Source organism: Micromonospora sp. A3M-1-15, assembly GCF_024213425.1.
Classification (GTDB): Bacteria; Actinomycetota; Actinomycetes; order Mycobacteriales; family Micromonosporaceae; genus Micromonospora; species Micromonospora chersina.
Map to the genome: position 1 here is coordinate 288,835 of NZ_JANAVK010000006.1, position 12,948 is coordinate 301,782.

General features: G+C 75.7%; 8 protein-coding genes. 3 read left to right on the forward strand and 5 right to left on the reverse strand.

What is annotated here, in order from left to right; all coding sequences use genetic code 11:
- Nucleotides 1–42: 42 nt before the first annotated feature.
- Nucleotides 43–5,838 (reverse strand): TIR domain-containing protein, encoded by a 5,796-nt coding sequence (locus NLX85_RS27615; RefSeq protein ID WP_254339994.1) that lies wholly within the window; start codon nt 5,836–5,838, stop codon nt 43–45.
- 108 nt (nt 5,839–5,946) lie between these two features.
- Here NLX85_RS27615 and NLX85_RS27620 point away from each other — a divergent pair, with 108 nt between their 5' ends.
- Both NLX85_RS27620 and NLX85_RS27625 read left to right on the forward strand, forming a co-directional pair.
- Nucleotides 5,947–7,179 carry an SLC13 family permease gene (locus tag NLX85_RS27620; RefSeq protein WP_254339995.1) on the forward strand — a complete coding sequence of 411 codons (1,233 nt, stop codon included), beginning with the start codon at nt 5,947–5,949 and terminating at the stop codon, nt 7,177–7,179.
- Between the two features lie 85 nt (nt 7,180–7,264).
- Nucleotides 7,265–7,588 (forward strand): nuclear transport factor 2 family protein, encoded by a 324-nt coding sequence (locus NLX85_RS27625; protein WP_212835500.1) that lies wholly within the window; start codon nt 7,265–7,267, stop codon nt 7,586–7,588.
- Nucleotides 7,589–7,591: 3 nt separating this feature from the next.
- Here the strand turns inward: NLX85_RS27625 and NLX85_RS27630 are convergent, their stop codons facing one another.
- Both NLX85_RS27630 and NLX85_RS27635 read right to left on the reverse strand, forming a co-directional pair.
- On the reverse strand, nt 7,592–8,041 hold the full coding sequence (locus NLX85_RS27630) for a hypothetical protein (protein ID WP_254339997.1): 450 nt from the start codon (nt 8,039–8,041) through the stop codon (nt 7,592–7,594).
- Entirely contained in the window at nt 8,034–9,353 is a 1,320-nt protein-coding gene (locus NLX85_RS27635; protein WP_254339999.1) for a molybdopterin-dependent oxidoreductase, read from the reverse strand. The genes NLX85_RS27630 and NLX85_RS27635 overlap by 8 nt, the downstream gene beginning before the upstream one ends.
- A gap of 181 nt (nt 9,354–9,534) precedes the next feature.
- Between NLX85_RS27635 and NLX85_RS27640 the strand changes: the two genes are divergently transcribed.
- Nucleotides 9,535–10,596 (forward strand): NAD-dependent epimerase/dehydratase family protein, encoded by a 1,062-nt coding sequence (locus tag NLX85_RS27640; protein WP_254340001.1) that lies wholly within the window; start codon nt 9,535–9,537, stop codon nt 10,594–10,596.
- Nucleotides 10,597–10,734: 138 nt separating this feature from the next.
- Here the strand turns inward: NLX85_RS27640 and NLX85_RS27645 are convergent, their stop codons facing one another.
- Together NLX85_RS27645 and NLX85_RS27650 are read right to left on the reverse strand one after the other, a co-directional pair.
- The gene (locus tag NLX85_RS27645) at nt 10,735–11,265 is read right to left on the reverse strand and encodes a GNAT family N-acetyltransferase (protein WP_254340003.1); all 531 of its coding nucleotides are present in this window, start codon (nt 11,263–11,265) and stop codon (nt 10,735–10,737) included.
- A gap of 97 nt (nt 11,266–11,362) precedes the next feature.
- Complete coding sequence (locus NLX85_RS27650) at nt 11,363–12,826, reverse strand: hypothetical protein (protein WP_254340005.1); 1,464 nt, start codon at nt 12,824–12,826, stop codon at nt 11,363–11,365.
- Between the last annotated feature and the right edge of the window lie 122 nt (nt 12,827–12,948).

Consider the following 12,948-nt stretch of genomic DNA (forward strand, 5'->3'; position numbering starts at 1 on the left):
CGCTCCGCACGGGCGGCCGGGCCCCCACGGCGGCGGGCCGGGTCAGAACGGGGCGTCCACGGCCAGCCGCCGCACCTGGGTCAGGTACGGGTCCAGCTCACCCACCTCGAACCGGCAGGTGCCGATGACGTGCCAGAACTGGCCGCCCGGGTCACCGTCCAGCTTGTACCGGCCGTCCGGGCTCACCGCCGCCCAGCCGTCGGGCAGGCCGATCAGGGTGGTCCGCAGCTGGGCGTGCTCCGGGTCGGCGACGTCCCACAGCCGTACGGTGCCGTCGTCGCCGGCGCTGGCCAGCAGGCTGCTGTCGGGGCTGAACGCCACCGACCAGACCCGCCGGGTGTGTGCCGCCAGGGTGCCGTGCAGCCGGCCGGTCCCCGGGTCCCAGAGGCGGATGACGAGGTCGTCGCCGGCCGTGGCGAGCAGGTTGCCGTTGGGGCTGAACGCGCACGACCAGAGCCGGCCGGTGTGCTCGGTGAGCACCGTGCGCCGCTCGCCGGTGAGCGCGTCCCAGACCACGGCCACGCCGTCGTTGCTGGCGCTGGCGAGCAGCGTCCCGTCGGTGTTGAAGGACACCGCGTACACCCGGTCGGTGTGGTGTTCGAGGGTGAGCCGGCAGGTCGCGGTGGCCGCGTCCCAGAGCCGGACGAGCTGGTCGTCGCAGCCGGTGGCGATGGTCTCGCCGTCCGGGCTGAACGCCATGGCGCGCACCCGGCCCCGGTGCGGGGTGAGCGTGGCGAAGTGCCGGCCGGTACGCCGGTACCACAGCCGCACGGTGTCGTCGTCGTTCGCGGTGGCGAGGGCGTCGCCGTCGGGGCTGAACGCGGTCGCCCACACGTGGTCGGTGTCCACGTTGAGCTCCCGCTCGTCGACGCCGGTGTCGGTGTTCCACAGGTGCACGCCGCCGTCGCCGCTCGGCGCGGCGACCAGCGACTCGCCCGGGCAGAAGACGGCCGACAGCAGCCGGTCGGCCGGGCTTGCGAGCTGCCGGACCAGCCGGCCGGTGCGCGGCTCCCAGAGCCGCACCACACCGTCGTTGCCGCAGGCCGCGAGGACCTCCCCGTCGTCCCGGAAGGACAGCGCGGTGACCCGCCGGCCGTGGCCGCGCAGGGTGTGCTGGAGCTGCCCGGTGCGCACGTCCCACAGGCGGGTGGTGCCGTCGTTGCTGCTTGTCGCCACCTGGGCCTGGTCGGGCCGCCAGACCACCGGCCAGACCGAGCCGCGGTGCCGGGTCAGCTCGTGCCGCGGCTGGCCGTCGGCGGTGTCCCAGAGCTGGATCGCGCCGTCGCTGGCGGCCGTGGCGAGCAGGCTGCCGTCGCGGTTGAACCGGACGCTGTAGATGGCGCCGCGCTGCCGGCCGAGCACCCGCACCGGGCGGCCGGTCTCCACCTCCCAGAGCCGCAGCGCGCCGTGCGTGTCGCCGGTCGCCATGAGCGTGCCGTCGGGGTGGATGTCGAGGGCGTACACGTCGGCCTCGTGCCCGCGCGGCTGGCGCAGCAGCTCGCCGTCGGTGGCCCGGCGGATCCAGACCCGGCCGTGCTGGCCGACCGCGGCCAGCAGGCGGCCGTCCGGGCTGTGCACCACCCGGTAGACCACCTCCGGCTCGCGCACCTCGAAGGCGAGCCGGCCGGAGGGGATGTCCCAGCCCCGGACCACGCCGGCGCTGTCGACCACCACGACCCGCCGGCCGTCCGGGCTGAACGAGGTGCCCCAGATGGGCGCGGCGTGGCCGGGCCACTCGTGCCGCAGCCGGGCCGTGCGGGTGTCGTAGAGCCGGACCACGCCGGCCGCGTCGCCCACCACGAGCCGCCCCCGCTCGCCGTCGGTGAGCAGCGGCCACACCCAGCCGGCGAAGACGTCCTCGATGACGTGCCGCACGTCGCCGTGGTCGGCGTCCCACAGCCGTACGGTGAGGTCCGCCGCCCCGGTCACCAGCTGGTGCGAGGCGGCGTCGAACCGGACCGCGTAGACCCGGCCCCGGTGACCCTGCAGGGTGCGGACCGGCAACCCGGCCGCGGTGTCGCAGATGAGCACACCACCGTCGTCGCTGCCCACCGCGAGCACCGCCCCGTCCGGGCTGTACGCCACCGGCACCGGCAGCCGGCCCACCTCGAAGCCGTACGCCACGCCCACGGCGGGCGGGGCCAGGCCCGGCGCGACCGGACGGCCCGGGGCGACCACGGCGCCGCGCAGCTCCGGCGCGCGCAGCAGCGCCGCGTCGGCGCTCACGTCGATCAGCGCGGTCCGGTGCCACCGGCTGCCGGTGATCCGGGCGCCGCGCAGGTCGGCGCGGAACAGCCGGGCGCCGGCCAGCTCGGCGTCACGCAGGTCCGCCCCGGCGAGGCGGGCCTGGTCCAGGCGGGCGCCGCGCAGCCGGGCGTGCTCCAGCCGTGCCTCGGTGAGATTGGTGGCGACCAGGCGGGTGTCGGTCAGGTCGGCACCCGTCAGGTCCGCCCCGGCGAGTTCCCGGTGCGACAGGTCCTCGCCGCGCAGCACCGCGCCGCGCAGGTCGGCCCGGTCGGGCAGCCGCAGCCGGGCGCTGAGCCGCAGCGCGTTGGCCCGGACCGTCTCCCCGGCCGTCTCGTCACCCAGCACCCGGGCGGTCCAGGCGGTGCACCGGGCCGGGTCGGCGAGGTCGCCGAGGAACTCCACGGTCAGCGCGGACAGCGGGCGGACCGCCAGCGCGGTCGGCTCCTCGCCCCGGTTGAGCTGCGCGGCGATCCCCTCGGCGACCAGCCACTCCATCACCGAGGTGTGGATGAACCCGAACAGCCCGTCGTCGGTGCGGACCAGCAGGCTGCCGGCGCCCACCGCGTGGATCGCCTGCGGCCCGGACAGCCGGGAGTCGGCCAGCCCGGCGAGCTGGCCGGCGGCCTCGGCCAGCTCGGCCAGCCGCAGGTAGGACTCGCCGCTCTCCCAGAGCTGGAAGGCCAGCCGGCTCACCGCGTGCCACAGCTCGGGCCGGCGCAGGCTCACCGGCGCGCCCGGGATCCCCTGGGTGCGCCGCTCCTCGAAGTCCAGCCAGGACTCCAGGATCTCCCGGTAGAGCGCCGCGGCGCTGAACGTGCCACCGGCCCCGGCCACCGCGGCCAGCCGCCCCTCGTCGAGGTTGGCGATGAAGCCGAGCATCCGCGGGTTGCGGGACAGGCCGAGCAGGTCCTTCACCCCGGCCAGCAGGTCGAGCCGCTCGCGGGCGGCCCGCTCGTCCCCGTCGTAGCGGTTGCGCAGGAAGGTCTCGATCTGGCCGGGGGTGAAGTCCTCGATGGCCAGCACCCGGCGGTGCGGCAGCAGGCCCACCCGCTCCCCCAGCGCGGTCAGCACCTGCGAGTTGGTCTTGAAGTGCTGGGTCCGGCTGCTCACCACGATCTTCGCGTGGCCCTCGGCCGCCTGGAGCAGGGTCTCCAGGTGGTCGGCGGCCCGGTCGTAGGTCACCCGGGCGACCAGCTCGTCGAAACCGTCGAAGAGCAGCACGATCCGCCCCTGCCGGAGCATGTAGCGGAACGCCTTGAGGTCGATCACCTGCTCGCCGTGGTTGGCCAGGTGTGCGGCGACGAGGCCGTCGACCGAGTGCGCCTTGTCCAGCGCGCGCAGCTCCACCAGGATCGGGATGAGGTCCGGGGCGGCCGTGGGCAGCCGGCGGGCCACCTCGCGCAGCGCGAAGGTCTTGCCCCGGCCGAAGTCGCCGAGCACCAGCACGAACCGGCCGTCCGGCGCGGAGATCAGCTCCAGCAGCTCGTCCACCACGTCCTCGCGGACCCGCTGGTCGGCGCCGACCAGGTGCCGGTAGCGCTGCGGCACGTACTGGCCGGGCGGGTAGAGCCGGTCGGCCTGCAGCCGGGCGGTCTGCGCGGCCACATATTCGCGCAGGTCGAGCAGGCCCTGGAACTCGGTCAGGTGCAGCAGCCGCACGCCGCGCCGCTGCGCCGCCTCGGCCAGCCCGCGCGGCACCCGGTCGCCGTCGTAGACCAGCTCCGACGGGATGTCCGGGTCGGTGGCGTGCACCCGCCGGGCGAAGTGGTCGACGTCGGCCGGGGTCGGGGTGCCCACGTACGCCCCGACCCGCTGCTGCCGGACCACCCCGTCCGCCCGATAGGTGACGTAGAGGTGCGGCGGGTCGGCCTCGACCCGGCGGAGCAGCACCCGGTCGTGGCGCGCCTCGCAGACCTCGGCCAACCGGTCCAGCAGGCGCTCCAGCGGGGCGGGCGGGGCCACGGCCGGCGCGGCGGCCGGCGGGTCGGTTGCCTCGCCCTGGGTGGGCCCCTCCACCACGGCGGGCCGCCGAGGGTCGGGCACCTGGGCCGGGCCGGCCGCGCCGAACGTCGCCTCGGCGCGCGGCCAGCTCAGGCTGGTCGGCTCACCCACCTCGTGGCGGTCGTCGCGGCCGAGCACCCAGCGGGTCATCCCGCCGGCGTCGAGCCGGAGCACCTGGGCGCGGCCGTCGCGGGAGGCGGTGGCCAGCGGCACCACCGGGTCGACCCGGGCGCCGGGCGCGGCGTCGGCGAGCAGCAGGTTGAGCATCGGGCCGACCAGCCGGTTGAACGAGCCGCGGTCGCGCAGGGACGCCCGGTCGGGCACGGCCACCTCGTCGGCGTACGGGGTGCGCGGGCCGGGGGCGTGCGCCATCGCGCCCAGCCGCAGCCAGCCGGACTGCTGGTAGTGGCGCAGCCGCTGGGCGAACCAGGTGGACTGCGCCTCGCCGAGGAAGCCGTACCGGTCCTCCTCGCGGTGGGTGATCGCGACGGTGGAGTTCAGCCCGGCGACCACCACCCGCAGATCCGGCACCGGGAAGAGGGTCCACGGCTGCTCGCTGTCGAAGATCCGGTCCTCGAGGCCCTGGTAGAGCTCGTCGAACAGGCGCGCGTAGTGCCGCCACTTCGGCCAGTACGGCGGCTGCGGGTCGACGTCGTCGGCCTCGCAGGTGGCGAAGTAGGCCCGGCTCGCGGCCATGGTGACGTCGCGCGGGCCGGGCACGACGACCAGGCGGTGCGGCTCCAGGCCGAGCAGCACCCGCAGCCCGGTGAGGAAGCTCAGCGCGTCGGAGAACTCCCGGGGGCTGCCCGACTCGGTGAGGTTGCCGGCCACCACGAGCAGGTCGGGCCGGGGCACCCCGTCGTTCATCAGCAGCGTGAGGTCGCCCATCAGGTGTTCCTGCAGCTCACCCGGGGTGACCGGGGCACCCGGCTCGATCACCCCGCGGCCGAAGCGCGGCCCGGCCACCTGGAGCACGCTCAGGGCGCCGCGCGCCGTGGGCACGGCCGCCGCCGGCGGGAACGGCGGCGGGTTGATGGGGGTACGCCGGGCGCGGCGCGGGGCCGGCGCACCGGTGGCGGGCGCGGCGAGCACCCCGGGCGGGTCGGCGGGATGGTGCGGGAAGGCCGGCTGCCGCATGGGTTTGGCGCGGCCGTCGAGCGTCTGCCGGATCCGGTCGAGCACCCGCCCCCGCGCCTGCGCCGGATCGCTCACCCCGACCAGGTCGACGTAGGTGATGGTGGCGAGCAAACCGTCGATGGGGCAGTCCTCGACCCGCACGGTGACCAGCTTGTTGCCCGTGCCGTCCGGGTCGGCGCGCAACGCGGCCTGCCATTCCAGCTTGCCGTACGTGGAGTGCAGGTAGCGTTCGGACAGGACCGCCACCACCACCTCGGCCTCGCGGACCCCGCGGTCCATGAAGTCGATGAAGTTGGTGCCGGCCACGAAGTCCCACGCCTGGAGCAGGGTGCGGTAACCCGCCGCCTCGAACTCCCACGCCAGCCAGGTCGCCCAGCGCTCGTCGGCCGGCGAGTAGCTGATGAAGAAGTCGATGGGGCGGTCGGACCGGGTCGGGTGCGCGCCTACAGCCACCCGATCATTATGGCCACCGACGGTCAATCTGTGGACACCCTCGGCAGCCGCTGCGCCGGTCGCGTCAGGCCGGTCCGGGCGGGCGCGGGTGTGCGAGGATCATCCCTCGTGGAGACCGTGGGCGAGCCGCCGTCCGCCGCACCGGACCGGAGCCGCTGGGGCCGACTGCACGTCCTGGACTGGATCGCGCTGGGGCTGGCCGTGGTGGGCGTCCTCTGCGTCCTCACCGGACTGCTCCCCCGCGCCGACGCCGAGGCCACCGTACGCCGGATCGTGCCCATCCTGATCTTCATCGGCACGGTGGTGGTGCTGGCCGAGCTGACCGCGGTGGCCGGGGTCTTCGACGCGCTCGCCGCCCGGGTGGCGATCACCGCCCGGGGCAGCTACCGGGCGCTGTTCTGGCTCTGCGTCGGGTTCGCCTCCGTGACCACGATCGCGCTCAACCTGGACACCACGGCCGTCCTGCTCACCCCGGTGATGATCGCCCTGGCCCGCAAGCTGGGCGTGCCGCCGACCCCGCTGGCCATGACCACGGTCTGGCTGGCCAACACGGCGAGCCTGCTGCTGCCGGTGTCCAACCTGACCAACATCCTGGCCAGCGACCGGATCGACCTGGAGCCGGTGCCGTGGGCGGCCCGGATGTGGTGGCCGCAGCTCGTGGCCATCGTGATCACCATGCTGCTGCTGTGGTGGTGGTACTGGCGGCCGGCCCGCGCCGGCGCCGACCCGTTCGTCCCGCCGCCGCCGCACGTGCCGCCGGACCGGGCGCTCTACCGCACCGCGCTCGCCGCCTGCCTGCTCTTCGTCGCCGGGATCCTGGCCGGGGTCGAGATCGGCGTCGCCTCCGGGGTGGCCGCCGCGATCCTGGTCGCCGGGTTCGCGGTGCGCGCCCGGGGCAGCCTGCGGCTCGCCCTCGTCCCGTGGCGGCTGCTGGTCTTCGTGATCGGGCTGTTCCTGGTGGTCCAGACCATCGGCCGGCACGGCCTGGACACCGTGCTGGGCACGCTGATCGGCGCAGACCCGGGCGCGAAGGGCGCGCTGCGGGCCGGCGGCGCCGGCGCGCTCTTCGCCAACGTGGTCAACAACCTGCCCGCCTACCTGGCCGGCGAGGCGGTCATCGCCACCGGTAACCACACCCAGTTGCTGGCACTGCTGATCGGCACCAACGTCGGCCCGCTCGCCACCCCGTGGGCCTCGCTGGCGACGCTGATCTGGTACGAGCGGTGCCGGGCCGCCGGGGTGGCCGTGCCGCTGGGCCGGTTCGTGGCCACCAGCGCCGCGCTCGCCGTCCTGGCCACCACGGCCACCGTGGCCGCGCTGCTGGTCGGCCCGGGCTCCTGACCCCGGAACGCGCGAACCGGGCGTGTTCGTCGCACCCGCCGGGCAGGATCAGGACGACCGCCACGACCGGCAAGGAGCCCGCACCGTGAACACCGCACCCGACATGATCCGCCGCTACTTCGCGCTCGCCGGCCAGCCGGACCGGGAGGCCTACTTCGCCCTCTTCGCCGACGACGCCGTCGTCGAGGACGAGGGGAAGAGCTACCGGGGCATCCGGGCGATCCGCGAATGGCGCCGCGACACCCCGCTGGTCTCGTACGAGATCACCGACGTCGAGGACGGCCCGGCCGGCACGGTGGTGACCGCCACCATCAGCGGCGACTTCCCCGGCAGCCCGTTCGCCGGGCTCCGCTTCCGGTTCGAGGACTACGACGACGCCCACATCCGCAAGCTGCGCATCGCCCCGTGACCCCTAGCGGCCCCTCCGCGCCAGCCGGCGGACGGCGTAGAGCAGCGCGCTCCCGGCGAACAGCGCCCCGCTGACCGCCAGCCACCGGCCGAGCATGGTCCGGGGCGCCAGGCCGGTCGCCGCCAGATAGGTGCCGTCGCCGAGGCCGAGGATCCCGGGCAGGTAGACCAGGAACAGCAGGCCGGCGCCGAGCGCCGGGACCCGGACGTGGTTCAGCGGCGACGGGGCAACGCCCCGCCCCAGGGCGCGGCGCAGCACCCGGTCGAGCGACGCGTACACCGGGAAGAGCACCAGGTCGTGCGCGATCACCGCACCGAGGAACCAGAGCAGCATCCGGCCGGCCGACGCCTCGCCAGCCAGCCGCAGCGCGATCCAGCCGGTGACCGCGAAGCAGCCGCCCAGGAGCAGGAGGTGCCAGGGCGCGGCGCCGTAGGCCCGCCGGAGCTCAGCCATCGAACACGATCTCCGCCACCCACTTCGTGCAGTGCACCCCGGGCAGCGCCGGCACGATGATCCGCGCCGGGTAGCCGTGGTCGGGGCTCAGGTCGACGCCGTTGACCCGCAGGGCGAGCAGCGCGTCCGGGTCGGTCACCTGGCCGCCGTGCAGGACGGCCTCGCGGAACAGGCCGGCGCGCTCCAGCGACCGCACCCGCGCGGTGACCGGACCGGCCGCCCCGACCAGGGCGGCGAGGTCGCGCAGCCGGACGCCGGTCCAGGTCTGGGACGTGGACCAGCCCTCGACGCAGGCGATCGGCAGGACGGCCGTGTGTTGCGCCAGGGCGAGCAGCCGGGCCCGGTCCAGGGTGAGCGTGCGGTTCCCGGAGCGCAGGGTGAGCCGCCAGCCGGGCCCGGTCTGCTCCGGGGTCACGCCGGCCGCGGCGACGCTGCGGTTGACCGGGAAGCCGGTCGGCCCGTCGTCGACGCGCCGGCCGCGCGGCAGGAGCAGCGCGGTGCGGCGCAGCGCGTCGACGCTCTGCCCGACGGTCAGCGCCGCCAGCAGCAGCGCCCCGCCGCCGACCAGGGCCAGCACCCCGCGCCGGCTCATCGTCGCGGGCCCGGGCCGCCGCGCCACCAGGCCGTCGGGATCCGCCGGCTCCGGCCGGGTCCGCTCCACCGGGGTACGCGCGAAGCCGGGCCCGCGCAGCGCGGTGACCATCCGGGGCAGCTTGATCGCCACGTGGGTGACAAGCGCGGCCGTGAAGATCCAGGCGCCGTACCAGTGCGCGGTGTAGAAGTCGAAGCCGAACAGGTACGCGTACTGGATGTTCAGCAGCCCGGTGATCGTCTGGAAGAGGATCCCGCCGACCAGCAGCAGCAGTGACAGCCGCTCCAGCAACTGGGCGGCCGAGCGGGCCGGCGGCCAGTCGAAGAGCTTGGGCACCACCGACCAGAGCTTGCCCAGCACCACCGGCACCAGCACGATCCCGAGCGTCACGTGCAGCCCCTGGGTGAGGCGGAACAGCCAGGCGGGCCGGGTCGGCCAGTCGAAGACGGGCGGGTGCAGCCAGCCCACGTCCCGGGGGAACGCCTGGTCGAGGCGGGGCCCGTAGGCGATCCAGTCGAGCAGCCCGGTGACGATCACCAGGGGCAGGGTGGCCAGCAGCACGGCGCCGAGCACCGAGGTGAGCCAGGGTCCGCGGACCGGGCTGCGCCAGGCCCGGTCGGCGGCGTCGACCCCGGGCGGGCGGTGCCGGGCCAGCCCGCGCCACAGCGCCGCCGGGGCGGCCGACGGCGTGTCGTCCGGTGGGGGCGGGCTGGCGGGCACGTCTTCTCCTCCTGGTCCGCGCGGTCGCTGCCGGGGTCTTCAGCAGGACGCTAGACGCCGCGCCCGCCCACCGGACCGGTTTGCCGCATTACCGAACCCTTACCGCCGCCGTCTCTTACAGACCGCTGACGTCCACCGCGAACCGCCCGAACCGGGCCAGGCGGTGCCCTAGCCTGGCCGCATGCGGGTACTGGTCACCGGCGCGGCCGGCTTCATCGGATCGCAGATCGCCGACCTGCTGGCGGCCGAGGGCCACGAGCCGGTCTGCCTGGACGCGCTGCTGCCGCAGGCGCACGGCGGCGCGCTGCCGGAGTGGTCCCGGCCGCACGACCCGGTGGTCGGCGACGTCCGCGACGCCGAGCTGCTGGACCGGCTGCTGTCCGGGGTGGACGCGGTCTGCCACCAGGCGGCCATGGTGGGGCACGGGCTGGACCCGTCCGACGCCCCGGACTACGCCGGCCACAACGACCACGGCACGGCGGTGCTGCTCGCCGCCATGCACCGGGCCGGCGTGTCCCGGCTGGTGCTGGCCAGCTCGATGGTGGTCTACGGGGAGGGGCGCTACACCTGCGCCCGGCACAGCGTGATGCGCCCCGCCCCGCGCCGGCCCGCCGACCTCGCCGCCGGCCGGTACGACCCGACCTGCCCGGCCTGCGGCGGCACCCTCGACCCGGCCCTGGTCCCCGAGGACGCCCCGCTGGAGCCGCGCAGCACCTACGCGGCCAGCAAACTCGCCCAGGAGCACTACGCCGCGGCCTGGGCCCGGCAGACCGGGGGCGGGGTGTGGGCGCTGCGCTACCACAACGTCTACGGTCCCCGGATGCCGCGCGACACCCCGTACGCCGGGGTCGCCTCGCTGTTCCGCTCGGCGCTCGCCGACGGCCGGCCGCCCCGGGTGTACGAGGACGGCCGGCAGCGCCGGGACTTCGTGCACGTCACCGACGTGGCCCGGGCCAACCTGCTGGCGCTCAGCGCGCCCGCCCCGGACGGGCTGGTTCCGGTGAACGTCTGCTCCGGCGAGCCGCACACCGTCGGCGACCTGGCGGCCGCCCTGGCCCGGGCGATGGGCGGCCCCGAGCCGGAGGTGGTCGGCGGGGCGCGGGCGGCCGACGTCCGGCACGTGGTGGCCGACCCGACCCGGGCCCGCGACCTGCTCGGCTACACCGCCCGGGTCGCCTTCACCGAGGGCGTCACCGCCTTCGCCACCGACCCCCTCCGCGAGCCCGCCGCCCTGCCCGCCTGACCCGACCCGACTCGGGTCGGTGGGCGGGGTCGGCCTGACCTGTCGCCGCCAGCTTCATGATCGCCGCAGTGCGGGCCGTGGATCCCGGGGCTCGTGAGCGCAGGGCACGGCTTCAGGCGCTGCGGTGGGCGATGGACCTCAGGCGGTTGGCGATGACGGCTTCACCACCTGGAACATGGCGTGATCCTGCCATCGGCCGGCGATGTTGAGGTATTCCGGCGCCGTGCCGAACCGCACGAACCCGTTGCGTTCCAGCACCCGCTGCGATCCGACGTTGTGCAGCAGGGTCTCTGCCTGCACCCGGTGCAGCCCCAACTCCTCGAAGGCCACCCGCACGATCTCGCGCACCGCCCTGGTTGCGAACCCTCGGCCGTTGTGGCTGCCGCTCACCCAGTAGCCCATGGCGCACGACTGGAACGGCCCGCGCACGATGCCGCTGAGCGTGATGCGGCCGATCACGCGACCGGAGTCGTCGAGGATGACGTGGGGCAGCTTCGAACCCTGCTCGTACTGCTGGAGATCGGCTTCGATGACGGCGTGCTGGCCGTCCGCCGTGAAGTAGTCCTCGCTCCGGATCGGCTCCCACGGCGCGAGGAACTCACGGTTGGCGCGGAGCAACTCGGCCAGGGCCGGCGCGTCCTCCGCGTTGAGGAGTCGGGTGATCTTCACCCGACCATCGTCCCAGGCGGCATGTCCCCCTGCTCGCCGGGCTGGACCGGAGGCGCGGCCGTCCGCGCCACCGGCCGATCCGCCGTGACGGCGGGGGTCAGGAGACCGTGAAGAGGAGGTGGTTGACCGCCAGGGCGGTGAGCGCCTGCGCGGCCAGCCACCAGCGGCGGGTCGGCGGCGGCAGGTGCGCCGCGGCGACCAGGAGCCAGACCACGAACGGCAGCCAGATCCGCTCCACCTCGGCCTTGCTCATCCCGGACAGGTCCGCGCCGGCCACCGCCAGGCCGGCGGCGGCCGGCAGCAGCACGGTCGGCCCGAGCGCCGCCACCCGCGCCACCCACCGCCGGCCGAGCCGCACGGCACCGCCGAGCCCGACATCCTGCCGGCCAGGCACCGGGCCACCGGTCAGCCCGCCGGGCGCGGAATCGGGTGACCCCCAGGCGGCCCGGGCGGCGAGCGCCGCGCGGCGCAGCGCCGGCCCGAGCACCGGCCCGGCGGAGAGCAGCAGCGCCGCCAGGTTCGCCCAGACCCAGTACGCGTACGGGCGCTCGGCCGCCCAGCCCTGGTAGTAGCGCTCGACGACCCGGTCGTACCCCTCCCACCAGCGGAAACCGGCCAGGACGAAGAGCGCCGTGACGGCGGCGACGCCGGCCGTCGCGGCGAGCAGCGCGGCCCGGCGGCGGTCGCGGCGCAGCGCCAGCACGGCCAACGCGAGCGCGCCGACCAGCACGAACCCGTACGACAGGTGCAGCGCGAAGCCGAGCAGCACCCCGCCGGCCAGCGCCGCGACCGTCCCGCGTACCGCCAGCAGGGCCAGCCCGGCGGCGACCACGCCGGTGAAGACGGCGTCGCCGGAGGCGCCCAGCCAGACCGCGCCGGGCAGCAGCACCAGGAACGGCAGCACCGCGCGGGCCGCCTCGGCGGCGCCCAGCGCGCGCAGGGTGACCGGCACCGTGACCGCGGCGGTCGCGCCGACCAGCACGCAGCAGAGCGCCGCGGCGGTGCCGCCGCCCAGGCCGATCCGGTCCAGCCAGACGAAGACCAGCAGCGCGCCCGGCGGGTGCCCGGCCGTGTGGGTGGACCACGAGTCGGGCTGGAAGTCGAGGATCCGGTCGGTGAAGCCGGCCAGCATCCGGGGGATGTCGGCGACGCCCGGCACCTCGTGCAGGTACTCCGCCTGCGGGGTGAGCCGCCGGGTCAGGCCGGCCGACCAGCCGTCCACCAGGGCCAGCGACAGCGTCCAGGCCACCGCGGCCAGCCAACCGGCGGCCAGCAGCGCGGCCCAGCGGGCGGTCCGCGCCCAGCGCAGGCCGGGCCCGAGCACGACCACGGCGACCAGCACGGCGAGCGGGGTGCCCCAGCCGGCGTGCGGCCGCCAGGTGGCGTAGAGCGGTGCGGCGTCGGCGTGCAGGCCCGCGCCGCGCCGGTTGAGCACCAGCCCGACGGCGACCGCGGCGACGAGCAGCACCGCCTCGACGGCCAGCGCGATCAGGTCGCCGCGGTGCCCGGGGGCGGCCCGCCGCGGGCCGGGGACGCGGGGCAGGGTGGCTGCGGGTCTCATGACGACCGGACGGTACGGCCCGCCGGGGCACCGGACGGGCGGAACCGCGGTCACGTCACCGGATGGTAAGAAATGCCTGCTCGGTAAGGGTTCCGTAAGCACGATCGGGACCTCGCGGGGCG